Origin of the sequence: Pedobacter sp. JCM 36344 (assembly GCF_046546555.1) — a bacterium.
Taxonomy (GTDB): Bacteria; Bacteroidota; Bacteroidia; order Sphingobacteriales; family Sphingobacteriaceae; genus Pedobacter.
Map to the genome: position 1 here is coordinate 61,554 of NZ_JBKHKK010000014.1, position 18,063 is coordinate 79,616.

At 39.4% G+C, this 18,063-nt stretch carries 22 protein-coding genes and 1 pseudogene; 15 read left to right on the forward strand and 8 right to left on the reverse strand.

Annotated elements, in window-relative coordinates:
* Positions 1-10: 10 nt before the first annotated feature.
* Positions 11-952 carry a tRNA epoxyqueuosine(34) reductase QueG gene (queG, locus tag ACHFIZ_RS13905; RefSeq protein WP_410886858.1) on the reverse strand — a complete coding sequence of 314 codons (942 nt, stop codon included), beginning with the start codon at positions 950-952 and terminating at the stop codon, positions 11-13.
* An 89-nt stretch (positions 953-1,041) separates the two neighbouring features.
* Here queG and ACHFIZ_RS13910 point away from each other — a divergent pair, with 89 nt between their 5' ends.
* Positions 1,042-1,269 (forward strand): hypothetical protein, encoded by a 228-nt coding sequence (locus ACHFIZ_RS13910; protein ID WP_410886860.1) that lies wholly within the window; start codon positions 1,042-1,044, stop codon positions 1,267-1,269.
* Positions 1,270-1,337: 68 nt separating this feature from the next.
* Here ACHFIZ_RS13910 and ruvB read toward each other — a convergent pair whose 3' ends face one another.
* From ruvB to pdxH, 3 genes are read right to left on the reverse strand one after another with little or no spacing between them, the layout of a single operon-like run.
* Positions 1,338-2,360, reverse strand: a complete 1,023-nt coding sequence (gene ruvB, locus ACHFIZ_RS13915) for a Holliday junction branch migration DNA helicase RuvB (RefSeq protein WP_410886862.1) — start codon at positions 2,358-2,360, stop codon at positions 1,338-1,340.
* Positions 2,361-2,369: 9 nt separating this feature from the next.
* Complete coding sequence (locus ACHFIZ_RS13920) at positions 2,370-3,272, reverse strand: 3-hydroxyacyl-CoA dehydrogenase family protein (protein ID WP_410886864.1); 903 nt, start codon at positions 3,270-3,272, stop codon at positions 2,370-2,372.
* A gap of 10 nt (positions 3,273-3,282) precedes the next feature.
* Entirely contained in the window at positions 3,283-3,933 is a 651-nt protein-coding gene (gene pdxH, locus ACHFIZ_RS13925; RefSeq protein WP_410886866.1) for a pyridoxamine 5'-phosphate oxidase, read from the reverse strand.
* A 48-nt stretch (positions 3,934-3,981) separates the two neighbouring features.
* Between pdxH and ACHFIZ_RS13930 the strand changes: the two genes are divergently transcribed.
* Positions 3,982-4,545, forward strand: coding sequence for a YqgE/AlgH family protein (locus tag ACHFIZ_RS13930; RefSeq protein ID WP_410886868.1), 564 nt, complete (start codon positions 3,982-3,984; stop codon positions 4,543-4,545).
* Here ACHFIZ_RS13930 and purE read toward each other — a convergent pair whose 3' ends face one another.
* Together purE and ACHFIZ_RS13940 are read right to left on the reverse strand one after the other, a co-directional pair.
* A complete protein-coding gene (gene purE, locus ACHFIZ_RS13935) occupies positions 4,546-5,028 on the reverse strand; it encodes a 5-(carboxyamino)imidazole ribonucleotide mutase (RefSeq protein ID WP_410886870.1) in 483 nt (160 codons plus the stop codon).
* On the reverse strand, positions 5,028-6,167 hold the full coding sequence (locus ACHFIZ_RS13940; protein ID WP_410886872.1) for a 5-(carboxyamino)imidazole ribonucleotide synthase: 1,140 nt from the start codon (positions 6,165-6,167) through the stop codon (positions 5,028-5,030). The genes purE and ACHFIZ_RS13940 overlap by 1 nt, the downstream gene beginning before the upstream one ends.
* A 17-nt stretch (positions 6,168-6,184) precedes the next feature.
* Here ACHFIZ_RS13940 and ACHFIZ_RS13945 point away from each other — a divergent pair, with 17 nt between their 5' ends.
* The 5 genes from ACHFIZ_RS13945 (at position 6,185) to ACHFIZ_RS13965 (ending at position 11,846) form a co-directional block, all read left to right on the forward strand.
* Positions 6,185-7,414, forward strand: a complete 1,230-nt coding sequence (locus ACHFIZ_RS13945) for an NAD(P)/FAD-dependent oxidoreductase (RefSeq protein ID WP_410886874.1) — start codon at positions 6,185-6,187, stop codon at positions 7,412-7,414.
* 349 nt (positions 7,415-7,763) lie between these two features.
* On the forward strand, positions 7,764-8,018 hold the full coding sequence (locus ACHFIZ_RS13950; RefSeq protein WP_410886875.1) for a hypothetical protein: 255 nt from the start codon (positions 7,764-7,766) through the stop codon (positions 8,016-8,018).
* A gap of 139 nt (positions 8,019-8,157) precedes the next feature.
* Positions 8,158-9,768, forward strand: a complete 1,611-nt coding sequence (locus ACHFIZ_RS13955) for a S8 family peptidase (protein WP_410886877.1) — start codon at positions 8,158-8,160, stop codon at positions 9,766-9,768.
* Between the two features lie 134 nt (positions 9,769-9,902).
* Entirely contained in the window at positions 9,903-10,313 is a 411-nt protein-coding gene (locus ACHFIZ_RS13960; RefSeq protein WP_410886879.1) for a Crp/Fnr family transcriptional regulator, read from the forward strand.
* Positions 10,314-10,997: 684 nt separating this feature from the next.
* Positions 10,998-11,846, forward strand: a complete 849-nt coding sequence (locus tag ACHFIZ_RS13965) for a hypothetical protein (RefSeq protein ID WP_410886881.1) — start codon at positions 10,998-11,000, stop codon at positions 11,844-11,846.
* A 30-nt stretch (positions 11,847-11,876) separates the two neighbouring features.
* On the opposite strand, the gene ACHFIZ_RS13970 is transcribed toward ACHFIZ_RS13965, so the two are convergent.
* Entirely contained in the window at positions 11,877-12,389 is a 513-nt protein-coding gene (locus ACHFIZ_RS13970; RefSeq protein WP_410886883.1) for a DUF892 family protein, read from the reverse strand.
* A gap of 98 nt (positions 12,390-12,487) precedes the next feature.
* Here ACHFIZ_RS13970 and ACHFIZ_RS13975 point away from each other — a divergent pair, with 98 nt between their 5' ends.
* The 7 genes and pseudogenes from ACHFIZ_RS13975 (at position 12,488) to ACHFIZ_RS14005 (ending at position 16,209) form a co-directional block, all read left to right on the forward strand.
* On the forward strand, positions 12,488-12,724 hold the full coding sequence (locus ACHFIZ_RS13975) for an RNA recognition motif domain-containing protein (RefSeq protein ID WP_410886885.1): 237 nt from the start codon (positions 12,488-12,490) through the stop codon (positions 12,722-12,724).
* Positions 12,724-13,500 carry a DUF4142 domain-containing protein gene (locus tag ACHFIZ_RS13980; RefSeq protein ID WP_410886886.1) on the forward strand — a complete coding sequence of 259 codons (777 nt, stop codon included), beginning with the start codon at positions 12,724-12,726 and terminating at the stop codon, positions 13,498-13,500. Before ACHFIZ_RS13975 ends, ACHFIZ_RS13980 begins: the two co-directional genes overlap by 1 nt.
* Positions 13,501-13,532: 32 nt before the next feature.
* Positions 13,533-13,964, forward strand: coding sequence for a DUF6526 family protein (locus ACHFIZ_RS13985; protein ID WP_410886888.1), 432 nt, complete (start codon positions 13,533-13,535; stop codon positions 13,962-13,964).
* Positions 13,965-14,026: 62 nt separating this feature from the next.
* Positions 14,027-14,595, forward strand: a pseudogene (locus ACHFIZ_RS13990) (DUF92 domain-containing protein).
* A 104-nt stretch (positions 14,596-14,699) separates the two neighbouring features.
* Positions 14,700-15,020, forward strand: coding sequence for a carboxypeptidase-like regulatory domain-containing protein (locus tag ACHFIZ_RS13995; RefSeq protein WP_410886890.1), 321 nt, complete (start codon positions 14,700-14,702; stop codon positions 15,018-15,020).
* A 42-nt stretch (positions 15,021-15,062) separates the two neighbouring features.
* Positions 15,063-15,770 carry a hypothetical protein gene (locus tag ACHFIZ_RS14000; RefSeq protein ID WP_410886892.1) on the forward strand — a complete coding sequence of 236 codons (708 nt, stop codon included), beginning with the start codon at positions 15,063-15,065 and terminating at the stop codon, positions 15,768-15,770.
* Positions 15,771-15,909: 139 nt separating this feature from the next.
* Complete coding sequence (locus ACHFIZ_RS14005) at positions 15,910-16,209, forward strand: hypothetical protein (protein WP_410886894.1); 300 nt, start codon at positions 15,910-15,912, stop codon at positions 16,207-16,209.
* A gap of 24 nt (positions 16,210-16,233) precedes the next feature.
* Here the strand turns inward: ACHFIZ_RS14005 and ACHFIZ_RS14010 are convergent, their stop codons facing one another.
* Positions 16,234-16,521 carry a GLPGLI family protein gene (locus ACHFIZ_RS14010; protein ID WP_410886960.1) on the reverse strand — a complete coding sequence of 96 codons (288 nt, stop codon included), beginning with the start codon at positions 16,519-16,521 and terminating at the stop codon, positions 16,234-16,236.
* 83 nt (positions 16,522-16,604) lie between these two features.
* On the opposite strand from ACHFIZ_RS14010, the gene ACHFIZ_RS14015 reads away from it, so the two are divergent.
* Positions 16,605-17,777 (forward strand): IS4 family transposase, encoded by a 1,173-nt coding sequence (locus tag ACHFIZ_RS14015; protein WP_410886896.1) that lies wholly within the window; start codon positions 16,605-16,607, stop codon positions 17,775-17,777.
* Positions 17,778-18,063: the final 286 nt, after the last annotated feature.

Here is an 18,063-nt window from a genome sequence, read left to right on the forward strand (position 1 = left end):
TACTTGATGTTCAGCGATTAACTTTCCTTAAAAAGTCAATATTTCTTTTAAGACCCTTAAACTTTGCTCGCTTAACAGCAGAATTTTTAAAGATCGTTTTAAAAACGTCTTCTGTAATATCTAGCCAATCCGTTTTCTTCATTTGAAGCAAATTGTCATTAGGCTTGAAAGCAGGCTCTAAATTAGGCACGGAGAATCTGTTCCATGGGCATACGTCCTGACAAATGTCGCAACCAAACATCCAATTGTCCATCTTATCATTAAAGTGATAAGGAATTTCGTCTTTTAACTCAATGGTCAGATAAGAAATGCATTTTTTTGCGTCTATAATGAAAGGAGACAGTATTGCTTCGGTAGGGCAGGCGTCAATACATTTCGTACAGGTGCCGCAATGATCAGTTTCAAACGAATTGTCATATTCCAGATCCAGATCTACAATTAACTCTGCAAGAAAGAAAAAAGAGCCACTTTTTTTGCTGATCAGATTACTGTTTTTACCGATCCAGCCAATCCCTGCTCGCTTTGCCCATGCACGATCTAAGACGGGAGCAGAGTCTACAAAGGCGCGACCGGCTACCTCCCCAATATTATCTGAAATAAAATTTAGTAGTTCACACAGCTTTGCCTTTATGACTTGATGGTAATCAGCGCCAAATGCGTATTTAGATATCTTGGGAGATTCGGGATCAATTTGTTGTGCTTCAGAATAGTAGTTCAAGGTAAGTGATATGACTGATTTAGCATCATCAACCAAGAGCCTGGGATCCAGTCTTTTGTCAAAATGATTTTCCATATAACCCATTTTACCATGATGATTATTATTGAGCCACTTTTCCAGTCTGGGGGCTTCGTCGTTTAGGAATTCAGCCTCCGCGATCCCACATTGCATAAAGCCAAGACGTTGGGCCTCATCCTTAATGAGCTTGCTATATCTCGCACGATTTTCAATCATCAGTCACAAAGATAAACTTTAGGATTAAAACATTTTATTTAAGCTGCTGTTGTAACCTACAATAAGGATAATGAACTAAACCCAAGATCATGGAAACTAAAGATCCCAATTATAGCGAAGAACCCAATCATATTGAAGATCCAAATAGGCCTTCTAAACCCATTGAACATGATTATGCAAAACACGAGCAAGATCCGGGGCCATCGCCACAAGCTGTTGAAGAGTATGACAGCAACGGAGCGGGGAAAGTTCTCAAGTGGATTCTTCCGGTGCTTGTCATTATTCTTTTAGTATACTGGTTTGTCATACGGAAATAAGAAATATCTCGTAATAATAAAAATAAAAGGACAGTCTTAAATGACCGTCGTTTTAACGCGATTACTTTCTAAAATAATTTCCCCACTTGACCGGGATAATTCCTTTTTAAATGCTTGTAAGCGGCTTCAGTAGCTTCCCTTCCTCTTGCAGTTCGCATAAGAAAACCTTCTTGAATTAAAAAAGGCTCATAAACCTCTTCAATTGTTCCTTCATCATCACCCACTGCAGTTGCGATTGTTTTCAAGCCAACAGGGCCACCTTTGAATTTATCAATAATAGTGATCAGAATCTTGTTGTCCATCTCATCAAGACCATGCTCATCCACATTCAAAGCATTTAATGCATAACGTGCAATTTCAGTATCAATCTCACCATTGCCCTTAATTTGCGCGAAATCCCTTGTGCGTCTCAATAACGCGTTTGCTATCCTCGGAGTTCCACGACTTCTCCTCGCAATCTCGTATGCACCCTCGTCTGTAATAGGTGTTTTCAATATTTCGGATGAGCGTAATACGATAGTTGTTAGTAATTTGGCGTCATAATAAGCAAGGCGGGAGTTAATTCCAAACCTGGCCCTAAGTGGAGCTGTTAGCAAACCCGAACGTGTAGTGGCACCGACCAACGTGAACGGATTTAAATTAATTTGTACTGATCTTGCGTTGGGGCCACTTTCAAGCATGATATCAATCTTAAAATCCTCCATTGCAGAGTACAAATATTCCTCTACTAATGGACTTAGCCTGTGAATCTCATCTATGAATAAAATATCTCCGGTATCCAGATTTGTAAGCAAGCCCGCCAGATCGCCAGGTTTATCAAGAACAGGTCCGGAAGTTACCTTAATTCCAACATTCATTTCATTGGCAATGATGTAAGATAAAGTAGTTTTGCCGAGTCCTGGAGGACCGTGCAGTAGCACATGGTCAAGCGGTTCAGATCTGAGCTTCGCAGCCTGTACAAAGATCTTTAGGTTTTCCATCACCTTTTCCTGTCCGGTGAAGTCCTCAAAAGCCTGAGGGCGCAGAACTTTTTCGACATCCCGCTCTATTGGAGATAAACTTTCAGCAGAGGGATCAAGGTTTTCATTCATATTGTAAAGTTAAGATAAAAGGTCTGCTTTGCTAAATTTTTTAGATACTTTGATCTCCTTAGTTCCGTTGGTGTACTGATAAAAACCTTCGCCAGACTTAATGCCTTTCTTTCCTGCAGCAACCATATTTACCAGCAGGGGACAGGGCGCATATTTAGGATTTCCAAAACCATCATACAGTACGCTCAGAATGGATAAGCATACATCTAAACCAATAAAATCCGCCAATTGTAAAGGACCCATTGGATGCGCCATTCCCAGCTTCATCACAGTATCTATTTCTTCAACTCCAGCAACGCCTTCATACAAGGAATAGATTGCTTCATTGATCATCGGCATTAAAATCCTATTGGCGATAAAGCCTGGATAATCATTTACTTCCGTGGGAGTTTTGTTCAATCCCCTTGACAAATTGACGACTACCGAGGAAGTTTCATCGCTTGTTCCATAACCCCTTATTACTTCTACAAGCTTCATTAATGGAACCGGGTTCATAAAATGCATTCCGATGACCTTATCTGGTCTGGAAGTTACAGAGGCTATTTTTGTAATAGATATTGAAGAAGTATTGCTTGCTAAAATAGCCTCAGCCGGCGCGAAAGTATCCAAATCTTTAAAAATTTTTAATTTAAGACCCAGATCTTCCGTAGCAGCTTCTATTACTAAGTCGACGTCAGCCAAACCTGACTTTAAATCTGTAAAGGTTACAATGTTCAGGAGCACCTCCACTTTCTTATCAGCCGTCAACGTTCCTCTCTCAACCTGTCGCTGTAAATTTTTGTCAATAGTCTTCAATGCCCTATCAAGAGCATCCTGATTAATATCGATGAGATTTACCAAGTGGCCAAATTGTGAGAATGTATGGGCAATACCGTTCCCCATTGTCCCAGATCCTACTACAGCGATTTTCATAACATTATTTTTAAGGTGCTAATCGATTAATTTTCCATGCGCTTTCAACAAAATCATAAATAATTCTATCATGCAATCTGCTCGATCTTCCTTGCCAAAACTCGATGTGTTTTGGTTCCACAAGATAGCCTCCCCAGTTGTCAGGTAAAGGTATTTCCTTGCCTTCATACTGCTCCGTAAGCGCAGATACCTTGTTCTCTAAGATGGACCGGTCAGTAATCACAGCGCTTTGGGGCGAAGCTATTGCGCCAATCTGACTTCCAATTGGCCTTGAATGAAAATATGCCTTGGAAACTTCCTTATCAACTTTACTAACTATACCCTCCACTCGTACTTGTCTTTCCAATTCTGCCCAGAAAAAGACCAGTGCAGCCTGTGGGTTTTCAATAAGGTCCTGACTTTTTTTACTTTCATAATTAGTATAAAATACAAATCCATGCTCATCAAATCCTTTCAGTAGTACAATACGTGCAGACGGCTTTCCATCACTATCGGCAGTAGCAAAAGTCATTACATTAGGTTCGTAAAGCTGTGCGCTAACCGCATCGGAAAACCACTTCTTGAATTGTAAAATTGGATCGACCTCTACATCACTTTCAGAAAGTGACGATACGCGATAATCTTGGCGTAAGTTTTGTAAGTTTTCTTTAGTAAGCTTCATAAACAAAAATAGGGTTACTTTATTTAATTTTACTTTAAATATCTCAAAATGTTGAGTCTCATTGAACCTTCTCTAGGGAAACTATTGATATCTGAGCCTTTTCTTATGGACCCTAATTTCAAACGCTCTGTCATTTTGATTAGCGACTATCGGGAAGAAGGCACTGTAGGCTTTGTCTTAAATCATCCTAGTCTACTTTTATTGAAAGATCTTATTCCTGAAATGCCTGAAGCAGAATTTCCAGTTTATATAGGAGGTCCGGTAGCCACTGATACCGTTCATTTTATCCACAGATGTTATGATATAATCAATGATGGCCATGAGATTGCAAAAGGGATTTATTGGGGAGGAAATTTCGAGATTCTAAAGGTTCTTATTGATAATGGAAGTATAATGCCTCATGAAATTAAATTCTTTTTAGGTTATTCAGGTTGGGCTCCAGATCAACTAAAAGGTGAGATATCCAAGAATACCTGGATAGTCTCAGATCAATATCATCCTGATGTTGTATTCTCCGATAATGAAGAGGAGCTGTGGCGTGAAGTGATTATCAATCTGGGACCAAAATATGCCCATGTTAGCAATTTTCCGGAGGATCCAAGGCTAAATTAACTACAAATCTGCGGCGCTTTCTTCCACGTTTCTACGCAAGTCATCTTTGTAATTTTGCATTTTTTTTGCGAGCGATTTATCTGCAGTCGAAAGAATTTGTACTGCCAGCAATCCCGCATTTTTAGCTGCGTTTAGCGCAACCGTCGCCACAGGAATTCCATTTGGCATTTGCAAGATAGATAGTATTGAATCCCATCCATCAATCGAATTCGAGGACTTCACCGGCACGCCGATCACCGGTAAAACGGTAATAGAAGCGACCATCCCTGGTAAATGAGCTGCTCCACCAGCACCGGCAATAATAACTTTTAAACCCCGTCCCGCAGCATTCTTCGCATAGTCAAACATTCGTTCAGGAGTACGGTGAGCAGATACGACTGTCATCTCAAATTCTATCCCAAATTCCTTAAAAATGTCTGCAGCATCCTGCATAATGTGAAGGTCAGACTTGCTGCCCATGATAATTCCGACTTGTACGCTCATTAAGAGATGACCTTTAACGTGTTTTTAATGAAATTTGCCTTTTGTATAGCCTCTTCGCGGTTTTGATCAACCACCGTAATGTGTCCCATTTTTCTGAAAGGTTTAGTATATTTCTTTCCATAAAGATGAACATAAACGCCATCCAATGCCATTACCTTTTCTAATCCCTTATATTTTGCAACACCATCATGACCTTTCTCTCCTAGTAAATTAATCATAACCGCATTGGTTATGGCTCTAGTATCACCTAAGGGCAAGCTGAAAATTGAGCGTAAATGCTGGTCAAATTGAGACACGTAATTACCTTCAATAGTATGATGTCCACTATTATGTGGACGTGGTGCAACTTCATTAACAAGGATTTCACCATTTCTGGTAACAAACATTTCTACTGCTAGCAGACCAGTAATATTTAATGAATTAGCGATCTTTATTGCGATTTCTTCAGCCCTGTTTTGGATGGCTTCAGGGTAGGTTGAAGGAGATATTAGAAATTCAACAAGATTAGCCTCGTCATTGAATTCCATTTCTACCATGGGAAAAGTTTTTACCTCCCCTTTCGGATTGCGACTAACTATAACTGCTATTTCCTTTTCGAAATCAATAAGCTCTTCAATTAGACAAGGTGCATTGAAAGCCTGATCGATTTCTGAGATACTGTTAATTTTCATCACTCCCTTGCCATCGTAGCCATCTTTCCGCAGCTTTAACATGTAAGGAAAACTGAAATCGCTGTTTAAGATATCCTCTCTCGTATTTGCCAATTGAAATTGGGCAGTCGGAATGTCGTTTTCCTTTAAAAATTGCTTCTGAACACCCTTATCCTGTATCAGTCTGATCACTCTCGATGGAGGATAAACTTGTTTTCCATCTTTTTCTAGTTGTTCAAGCGCATCAATATTAACTTTTTCAATCTCTATTGTAATAATGTCAGCTTTTTTACCAAAACTGTAAACAGTGTCAAAATCTGTGATAGAGCCGCATTCAAAATAGTTCGTGATGTGCCTGCAAGGCGCGTCAGGATCGGGGTCTAATACTAAAGTAGTGAGGTTGTAATTAATAGCTTCCTGAATGAGCATCCGGCCTAACTGCCCACCACCCAGAATTCCTAATTTCAAATCACTTATCTGCTTTGCCATATCTATTTGAGAAACTTATGCTTATTTTGCACAAAAATAACAATATTAACGGATTGATGGATGCAGATGCTATAATTATTGGTGCAGGGGCTTGTGGATTGATGTGCGCAGTACAAGCCGGATATTTGGGCAAAAAGGTTATTCTTTTAGAAAAAAACGATAAGCCGGGTGCAAAAATATTAATCTCCGGAGGTGGTAGATGCAACTACACCAACCTCTTTTCAAGCGATGAAAACTTTATCTCCAGCAATAAGGATTTTTTAAAATCAGCGTTCCAGCAATGGTCGGTCGCGAATACCATCGCTTTTTTCGACACCTATGGGATTCAGGGACAAGAGAAAACACTAGGCCAGCTTTTCCCAATAGATAAGTCCGCAAAGGACGTCGTAGAAGTCTTTACCACGCTGTGCACAGACCTCGACCAACAAATCATCACCAATGCAGAAGTTTCTGAGGTGCTTTCTTCAAATGAAGGATTCAATGTTCAGTTTCAAAAGAATGGTAAACAGCGTATATTGAAGTCACCGAAGCTTGTGATTGCGACCGGAGGCTTGCCGATACCTAAAATGGGCGCCACAGATTTCGCTATGCGATTTGCCAGAAAGTACAACTTAAATATCATTGAAACCGCCCCTGGACTGGTTCCATTGACGATTACCGGTAAAGACGAAGAATGGTATGCACAGCTTTCCGGCAACACGGTCTTTTGCGAGGTTAGCAACGAGCGAATTTCCTTCGAAGAAAATATATTGTTCACCCATTGGGGATTAAGCGGCCCGGCAATCTTGCAAATATCTTCCTACTGGCAAAGAGGGGAAGTATTCAACCTGAATTTACTTCCCAGAGAAAATATTTCCGAACTGATAGAGCAGGAGCGATCCTCAAATGGGAAGACCCTTCTTTCCGCATTATTTAATCGGTTTTTCTCTAAGAAATTAACTGATGCGATGTCAAAATATTTACCTATTGAAAAAACGGTAGCTTCAATGACTAAGCTAGAGATTGAACTCGTTTATAAAACGATACATCTGTTTACAGTGAAAGCCGCGGGAGACAAAGGCTATGACAAAGCAGAAGTTATGCGTGGTGGAATAGATACAAAAGAATTATCTTCGAAAACGTTGGAATGTAGAAAAATCCCAGGTCTATTTTTTGGGGGTGAATGTGTAGACGTTACTGGCTGGCTTGGTGGTTACAACTTTCAATGGGCTTGGGCTGCAGGGTACGTGATTGCTCAGAATATCTAGTCTAAATTCCGTTAGGAAGCGTTTACCTCAATATAAGTATAGGCTCTTAGTAAACTCCTATTGCAGTTTGTCTGAACTCATACTGACTTTTATCCGCCGCCGTTTTTTAATCGGCTTTACCACGCCTTTTGTTCGGTTCCTGGTCGCTTCGAAGCGACCAGGAACCGAAGGAATACCGAAGAAAGGGAAAGCTGACTCCGAGTTCATGCATGTTGTAATACGAGCTTACTACGAGCAAGGGCAATGGCGATCACTTCTTAAACCTCCAGCAGGCCGAGATAGAACCTATTGCTGGGCGGAACCGATGCAATAATGGCGAATTTGTTGATGATAATACCTAGCTTTGATTATGGAACCTTTTGAGATTTTAATAACCATCAACGGAAATGATCGCGCTTTACTAGCGGTGCCTTTTCCAGGTGAGATCAAATATAACATATTTAATGGCTTGGATCAACTATGTGCAGTTTGGCCATTTGTCGAAAATGAGCAGGTAACCTGGGTGACTGATAAAGATGTGGAGATTGAACTGCTTGTTATGATTGGGAACGGCATTGAAAAAGCAATCAATGATCAACTCGCCGCTAAGCAGGGAAATTCTTAGTTAAATAAAATTAAATAACATCCTTCTGACCATACCATAGAAACTATTTTAGTTTAGTAAACGTTAGTTGTTTTGTTAATGCAAATTGTTAAATAGGTATTTTCTAAAAATTTATAACACACAAACAACTAACTTAAGTATGATTAATAAGATTAAAATTCTTGCATTAAGCGGGTTATTACTTGCATTCAATTTCAATGTCAACGCTCAGGTTGCTCCCATTGCCCCCACTATTCAAGCGCCAAATGGCTGGCACCTACTAGATAAAGGTAAAGACGGATTTTATGGTATCAGCCTTAATAAAACCTACACGGAATTGCTGAAAGGTAAAAAAAGTACACCAGTAACCGTTGCTGTTATAGATTCAGGCGTTGATACGCTACATCAAGATTTATCTCAAGTGTTATGGAAGAATCCAAAAGAGAAGCCCGGTAATGGTAAAGATGATGATAAGAATGGATATATTGACGACGTTTATGGCTGGAATTTCCTCGGCGGAAAAGACGGCCGTAGTGTTGGAAAGGACACCGAAGAGGCGGAACGCTTATTTAAGAACTTGGGTGCTCAAAAAACTATTTTACCCAGAGATACCGCACTATATTCGAAGTTGAAGACTAAGTACGAAGCACCTTTAATGGCTAACCGCGCTAAATTAAAAGACTTTCAGGAATCTTTTCAAGGGATTAAATGGGCAGATAGCTTGCTTCATATAGGCTTGAAAAAGGATACTATAAAAGGTACTGATTTAGAAAATTTCAGTTCGCAAGATCCCAAGATTGAAAATGCCAGAAAGGGCTTGCTCTCTCTTCTGCAAGGAAACAAGATGATGGATATCTCTATAGATCAGTTCAGGGATGAGTTCGGAGCCTATGTAACTACTTTAGAAGAGAGCGTTGCCAAGTTAGATTTGCCGCTTGTTAATTATAGGGCAGATATCGTAAGAGATAACTATGCTGATTTTTCTGATCGCTATTACGGTAATAACGATGTGATGGCAAAGTTCGCCTTTCATGGTACCCATGTATCTGGAATCATTGCAGCTAAAAGAGACAACGGAATTGGTATCGATGGCGTTGCAGATAACGTAAAAATAATGATGGTACGTGCAGTACCAGATGGTGATGAGCATGATAAGGATATCGCGCTCGCAATTCGCTATGCAGTCGATAATGGCGCTAAAGTAATCTCCATGAGTTTTGGTAAGGGGTATTCCCCAGAGAAACAATGGGTAGATGACGCTATCAGATATGCTGAAAAAAAGAATGTGCTACTCGTTCATGCCGCTGGTAACGATTCCAAGAATATTGATGTGGAGGATAATTTCCCGAACCCATTGTACTTGTCGGACGGTAAAAAGGCAACAAATATGATTACTGTAGGGGCGAGTGGAGATCTTACAAACGGAGGACTGACTGCTGGCTTTTCGAACTACGGCAAGAAAATAGTGGATGTTTTTTCGCCTGGAGTTAAAATATACTCGACCATTCCAGGCGGTAATACCTACGGAAATGCGAATGGAACAAGTATGGCTGCACCTGTCGTATCTGGCATAGCGGCTTTGATTTTGGAGCACTATCCTAAGTTAAAACCTGCACAAGTAATAGATATTCTTGTTAAAAGCTGTTATAAGCCGGAAGGAACTGTTAAGAAGCCTGGAACTGACGAACAAATTACATTTTCCGAGTTGTGTAGAAGTGGCGGTATTGTAAATGCTTACGAGGCACTAAAACTTGCTGCTAACTACAAATAACTGTCAGAAGATTAAAAAATTTCTTTAGAGATAAGTACACCTTACCACACGTTCCTATCATTCTGCAAATTATTCGAGATGGTTTACTGGAATTTTAAGAATTACGGCTAAGTTGCTCTTTAATATTATAGCGCGTGTTTCAAGAGATCAATAGTAATGTTTCCCTGTACGTAACTTTCAGTGCAGAAGAGCTTGATACATTTAATAATTTGCTTAGAACTAAGCAGTCTCCCAAGAAGACTTGTTTGCTAAGAGCGGGTGAGACTTGTAATTTCGAAGGCTTTATTGTGAAAGGATCTTTGAGGAAGTACTATATTGACGACAACGGTAATGAAGTAATCATCCAGTTCGGTATCGAGAATGGATGGATAAGCGATATTGTGAGTTTTTCTGATCAGAAGCCAGGGAATCTTTTTATTGAGACACTGGAGGATACAGAATTGTTGATCCTCGATCCACGTAGTAAAGAATTATTATTAAGTCAGGTTCCTAAATTCAAGCAATTTTATAGAAAATTGGTGGAAAGGAACATCTCAACTATGTAGAATAGGCTTTATTTTAGTATCGCGAAAACGGCAGAACAAAAATACCTGGATTTCCTTGATCATTATCCTACCATTCCACAGCGTGTTCCATAACATTTTATAGCTTCTTATTTGGGAATGACGCCAGAGTTTTTAAGTAAGGTTAGGGCACGAAAGATCATGGAAAATTGAATTTTAGGACTTCATCATATCACTGAAATTGCAGGTGATGCCAAACTGAACTTCGACTTTTATATCAGAATACTTGGACTGCGTTTTGTCAAAAAGCGGTGAATTTTGATGATCCCCATATGTATTATTTTTATTTCGGTGAAGAAAGGGGAAGTGCAGGAACCATTTTAACCTTCTTCCCCTGGGGCATTGAAATTCAGCAGGGAAGAAATGGATCAGGAATGTTATTTTGACCAATGCCACCTTTTAAAACATTACCTTAGTTTTCTTCTAAACCTTATGCACCGTTATTTCTAAGCATCGGTAGTACAGATCCTATAGTTGACCCGAGCAGTGCCAAAGCCATATGGAAACGCTTAACAAGGGAGATTTAATGTAACTTACCTGAGTGTTCCTGCCGCTCACAACTTGACACAACAGGATGTGAATATTGCGCTCGATTGGTTTAAAATCTCCTTTAAATAGGGGGATTTCTGTTTGGTTGTTTTATATTGGGCTATAAAACAAACAAATATGAAATTCTTATTGTCAATATTACTATCGGCTTGTGTAGGATTTACTTACGCCCAAAAGATCAATAAGGAAATGCTTATTGTAGATCTCAACGCCGATAAAGGTGTGGTAACAGATGGTGATCTAGTAGAGCATTGGCAGAATCAGGTTACATCCTTTGTAGTAAAAGACTTTTCCAAACGTGATGAAGGGCGCAGTGTTTTAGGATCTGGGAGACCCAGATTTGTTAAAAAGGTTGAAGCTTTAAAGGGACATGGAACATTGATGTTCAATAAGCAGGAATTAATTAATATGGACGAAGATGCTTTTGATCATCTTGTTATTGGAAGCGGATATACGTGGTTTAGCATTCTTAAAGCAGGAAAGCAATCTGGTGAACTGCCAGATGTGAACTGTTTTTTTGGTAACCTTCGTAATCAGCCCAATAATGAGGGAATTTGGGGCGGCTTTAATGACGACAATAGTTTCTGGATGAGCAGTAGAAATGCAGTAACATTTGGTAGATGGGATAAAAACAATCCTTATGTAACTTCTAAAGAGATCGTAATTAAAGACCGGTATTACCTTATAATGGGCAGGATGGGTAAGGGAACGGATACTGTTATGCTCAATTTGTATCTGAACGATGGATCTAAAGCAATCGCCTCGAGTCCATTTCCTGTAAACGTAAAGGCCAACTCATCGCGCATGGCTATTGGCCAGGAAAGGGATGCTGTGCAACATCCTGGTCGAGAGTCCTTTGTTGGTGAAATGGCCAGATTTCTTCTTTACGATCGGTCTTTGACTGATATAGAGATGGCTAAAACTGCGAAACAACTGGTTAGTTATTACGGCATAGTAATTAAGTAATTCCTGTAGCTATTAATAAATGTCGAACTTTTAAGCACTCCCCGACGCTTTTGCTGCAGGGTAAATTATATTCTGTGATATCTGCTTTAGATAAGCTATTGAATTCTGTAAATCCTTATAGCTCTGCTCTAAAAGCGACGCTGGTTGCCCCAGCTTCAATTCCGTGGCCAAAAGATAGAGAACTTCGTAGCTGCCCGCTTTCATTTCAAGGATTGTTTTGCCGGTATGCAACAATTGTAAATCTTTTAGTATGGACTTTTGCTTAGCAAAGCCCACAACTTCCTTTGTTTTTTTTAACAATTCATCATCCAAAGTTGAAGTAATTCTGAACGTCTTCAATTGTTGAGATTCCAGGATAAGCTGCAGTCTAGAAATATGGCTTTCAGTGTTGTTGGTATCTGGAGATAGAGCGGTTGCTAGTTCGGGGGTAAAAGCGGTTTGGCCCATGGCTTCAAAGGCTTTGATATACTTTTTTTCTGCTGCAAACATTTCAACCAGCGAAAGATTAAATACTTCAGAGAGATTAAGAGGAGGAGTTTTCATTGTTTAAACTATAACAGCCTCGGCAAGGTAAGTGTTTTTAATAATACTTAAGAAAATGAGGTACTATTATTGCTATTCAAGCCTTAGATATTACACATATGATGAAAGTTTTTGTTGGGGGTCTTCCTCCCGATGTCGATGAATTAGATTTGGTAGGTTTTGTTAGTACTTATGCAGAGGTGAGTACAATTAAAGTTGTACGTGATCGAGCAACTAAAAAATGTAAAGGCTACGCGTTTCTCCAAATGAGCAGTGATAAAATGGCAGAAAAAGCAGTTTCTGAATTAGACGGAAAAAGATATAAAGGCAATACCCTCACCGTTAACATCTCTTAATGAATAAGATCCTGCCTGGTGCAAACATAATAATGCCATTTGTAGTTTATTTATTAAGACACCTAATCTTCGAAATCATGAAAATTCCACGTATTTCTTCAGTTCTGATCTTCTGTGTTGGCATCCTTGCTTCTTGTTCTACTCATAAAAGGGTCGCTGAAGATGGATCAGTTACCAGAACAAGAAGTACTATAACAACGCTTAAGCCCAATGCTCCAAATCCAAGCCAAAGTGTCATTAACGCTAGTGGAGATGGTTTGACGATTGGAATTCCAAATGGCAATGACCTCAGAGCAGGGTCCTCAGAAAACGCTATAGTGATCGCTAATAATGCTGTAGCGAAGGTAAATGGTCCAAAGGGGGTAAATCAGCATCGCCTTGATAGCTTGACCTCTGTTGACTTTATGAATAAGATTGCTATACATCAAATGACAATTATTCAAATGAGCACGCTAATACAAGCCAAATCACTAGATAGAAAAGTCGCAGATTTTGCAAAGGTCATGTCAGCCAGTCAGGAGTTAGAACAGAAAGATCTCAAGAGGTTGTTTGGTTATAAAAATGTTGCCCTGCCGGGTACCCTGAACCTAAACCAGCAATCTAACAAATTGACTCAAGATAGTTACTTGCAAATGGTTATTGAGGATCAGCAAAATGCTATTCGGTTCTTTGAAGTTGGTAATAATTCTAAAGATCCTGACATTAAGGCATTCGCCACCAAATATCTTCCTATTTCCAGGAAGCATTTGCAGGAAGCCCAATCGCTCAAAAAATAATTACTAATTTCACGATTCCTTGAATTCAGGTCATGCAAAGTTATAAGAATCACATTCGCTTTTATCCGGTCCACCATTTCATATTTTATCCAATTGTGGGAGTTCTATTTGCTTTCGCTCTTAGGAAAGCTTTTACGGATGAGACGAATGATGCATTATGGTTTTTCGCGGCAGCAATAGTTTTCTTGATAGGTTGGTTGTCGTTCATGGTCAGGCAACACTACGGGATGACTGTTCAAAATAGAATTGTCGTGTTGGAAATGAGACTCAGGTATTACGTGCTGACTAGTCAGCGTCTGGAGCCGTTGGAAGATAATCTTACTTTCGGCCAAATCGCTGCATTACGGTTTGCTTCGGATGAAGAGCTTCCGTTGCTCCTTAATAGGACTCTATCTGAAAATCTGTCAGTTACCGACATTAAGATGGCAATCAAGAACTGGTTACCTGATCACAGAAGAATCTAGTTTAGCAAATGATTGCCTTAGGCACTGAGGAACTATTGTTAGCAGCTTTTTTAGTCACCGTAATGGCCATTTGCTTGAAATTTAAAAAATTAACTTTTTCAGGTGCTTTGGCTGCAGGTATTATTGGCTTATGTGTCTTTCTTGCTGATCAATGGAGGGGGATATTGTTGCTGCTCGTTTTCTTTATTTTAAGCGTTGTTGCCACATCATACAAAAAAGACTTCAAATTCAAGCTTCAATCTCAATCTGTTCAGACCAATGGTAGGACCGCTGGACAGGTTTTTGCCAATGGGGGAGTTGCAGCAATTTGCGCCCTATTCTGTATTATTGATCCAGCACATTTTCAATTTTATCTAATAATGATGTCATCTAGCCTCGCTTCTGCCTTGGCAGACACGCTATCTTCTGAACTCGGATCGTTTATGGTCGTAGATTTTATAATATCCTTACGCTTAAACAAGATACAAATGGACTAGATGGGGTAGTGAGTATTGAAGGTACCGTGCTTGGGGCCATTGGTGCCTTTATTGTAGGCCTTAGTTATGCCACCTGCAGCACTATATCTCTTTTGATTGGAATAGCTGGAATTCTAGGAAATTTGTCAGACTCTGTTATTGGTGCCTCACTGTAAAGAAGAGGGGTTATTGGAAATAACTTCGTAAATTTCTTAAATACATTATTTGCCGCGGTAGTAGGCCTGCTGTTTTATTTGTTAATTTATTAGTGGTTCACCAAATGAAGATCTTTTTATGCGTATTATTTTTCTGCCTTTGCTCTAGTGCCATCAGGGCGCAGACTAGTTTCAACATTGGTGGCCTTATTAAAACCTCTGTAGGAGGTCCTGTAGATGCCGCAACTGTCTTCATAAATGGATCAAAGCAGGTGACGAAAACGGATATCAAAGATGAGTTTGTGTTTAACAATGTTAGCCCTGGAACGTATCAGCTAGTTGTAAATATGATCGGGTATGCTTCAGTGAAGCAGAACGTGGTCATACAATCTCAATCTGCGAAACTTAATATCATACTTACTGAGAAACAGATTGTGTTATCTTAAGTAGTTATTGGCGATGGATCTCAACGCGATAAACAGATCAAAGTGTTCATAAAAAACTTTCTTGGTGAATCTGCAAATGCAAAGGCTTGTAGAATAATAAATACTGATTTATTGGAGTTTAGCATCCGTCAGACTTTTCTAGAAGCTATAACTAGTGACTTTCTAATTATCGAAAACAAAAGCCTCGGTTACAATATCCGCTATCTGTTAAGAAACTTTAGGTTTAACAGTGGTACCGGCATCACAAGTTATGATGGAGAATCTTTGTTTGAAAATATGGATGGTACACCGAAACAGCAGGAGCAATGGAAATTGAACAGGCGGAAAGCTTACGATGGATCATTCATGCATTACCTCAGGTCTTTATATACTAACACAACCAGGCAAGAAGGATTTTTAACTTATAATATCATGAACAGGACTGCACCCTTACAGCTTGACCCGAAACTGGTAGATATGGAACAGTTTTTATTTACAGTTGACAGTAACTTCGTGGAGTTGAAGTTTAAAAGACGATTTTATATCTATCACGACATGAAGAAGGCTTCGGTAGAAGATAAAGTAACTAATGATAACGAGATTACTCAGGCTATGTACAAAGAGGGGTCTATTATGACCCTCTTTCTGGAAAATGCAATTCTCGATAAAAAAGGAAGTTACATTGATTACAAAAGTTTCTATATTCAAGGATACTGGGGCAAAAAACGTTTAGGCGATCAGCTGCCTTTTGAATATCAACCTGGAGATTAGGCAATTATAACGATGCAAAGATTCAAAAAAATAATATAGCCACAGATATTCTTGACAATAAAAAAGAACAGATTAGGGGGCTTCTAACCAAACAATTTTGGTTTTAGAACCTTATATAGATCAAATAAACAAATAGGAAATGGAAAGCAACAACGAAAATGCGCACTTACATATCGAAACTGTGACTCCCGATACGGAGAAGGACGGACAACCTAATGATCAAAAGTATAACCACCGCGTTGATAACGAAGCATCCAAAGAGGCAGACGAAAGGTCTGAAGCTGATAAGCCAGAGGGTGAGGATAACAAAGAACCTTACGCGTTGTATGAGAAGACCGAGGATAACAAGGAAGAAGAACCTGCTGAATCTGAAGATAAAGATTCTGAAGAAGAGAATAAAAACGATTCAGCTTCAGACATTGAAACGGTTGCTCCCTAAGCGTAACCATTTTTTTAAATTAAACTACAATATTAATCCTTTGAGCGCAATCATTGTGCAATCGGCATAGTTGCTGATTGCCTTTAAAATATCATCTATTAGCTGCTTGTTATTCACAGGTTTGCCCTTTGTTGGGGCCCCTGCAACTTTTTTGTTTACAGTGCCTGGGTTGATCTTAGTTGCAAACCACGTCACATTTTCGTGTGGAACGGCAATGCCCAAAATTATCCCTGGCAATACGTTGAAAGATTCTGGTCCGCCAGAAACATGAATATTGTCAATATAGAATGCTACTGCATATATGTAATCAATAGCGTCCTAAACGCAAAAAAGAGAAAGGGAAAGTTTTAACACAAAGTTACCTTTGTGGTGCAAAAAACAAACACCCTTTCTCAATGATAAACATAACATTATTTTCACAAATTATATCAAAATTAGACCGGTCTAAGTTCAATAAACTGACTTTGAGTCAAGGATCAGACAAGCACAATAAGGGTTATAATAGCTGGACTCATTTGGTTTCCATGCTGTTCTGTCAATTTGCAAAAAGCCAGTCGGTTCGTGATATCAGTAACGGTCTTCGATCTGCTACAGGAAATTTAAATCATATGGGGATAACAAAGGTTCCTTCGAAATCCAGTGTGAGTTACCAGAACAAGCACAGGGACCATAACCTGTTTAAAGATTATTATTTCTGCCTTTTGGAAAGTCTGGGACAGCAAGCCGGCTTTAAGCAGGTGAAGTTCAGGATCAAGTCCAAAATTTTCTTGCTGGACTCCACCACCATAAGTTTAGGCCTGTCCTTATTTGACTGGGCAAAGTACAAAACCGCCAAGGGAGCAATTAAAATGTACACCCTATTGGATTACGATGGTAATCTGCCTGCTTACGTGAATATCACAAATGGCAAAACAGCCGATAACAGAGGAGCGTATAAAGTGCCTCTTGTTAAGTGGAGTGTAATTGTAGCAGACCGTTTTTACAACGATTTTTATCTCCTTAATATCTGGGACAGTAAGGGTGTGTTTTTTGTCATCAGGCATAAAGAAAACCTTCAATATATCTCTAAGGGCGAAATTACCCTACCCCAAAACAGGCACCAGAACATCATGATCGATGAACTCATTGAACTCAAAAACCTGGCATCTAAGGAGAAATATGGAAAGAAGCTTAGAAGAGTGGCCGTGTGGGATGAGCAAAACAAACAAACCATAGAGCTCATTACCAATCAAATGTCATGGACAGCCAACACAATTAGCAAGCTTTATAAAACCAGATGGCAAATTGAAATCTTCTTCCGAGAAATTAAGCAGAACCTGCATATTAAATCCTTTGTGGGAACAACTGAAAACGCGGTGATGATCCAAATCTGGACCGCCCTGATTACCATCCTCATTTTAAAAGCACTCAAGGCGATGGCTAAATATAAATGGCACCTCTCAAATTTGGTGGCGTTCATCAGGCTGAATATATTCGTTAAAATAAACCTACAGCAATGGTTAGATAAACCTTTCGATGAACCACCACCAACAATGCCTAATTCTTGCACACAGGGAATTATTTTCTAAAAATCCTCAAATATCCCAGACTTGACCTTAGGTAGGGATTTTATCTAAATAAAAAAACGTTTAGGACACTATTGGTTTAGTCTCATGAGATGCGTCGTTATTGCAAGATAACATTTACTTTTGATTTACCGGAAAGACTACGATAAGGTTTTATTGATGAAACTAAACAGAACATTCAAACGAACTATGATTGTATTATTTTTAATTCTTAGCGTACTGGCACTCGCTGTATTCCTATTTTTACAACAAGCATCTTTCGGAAAAGTGCCATCTGGAGCACGTTTAG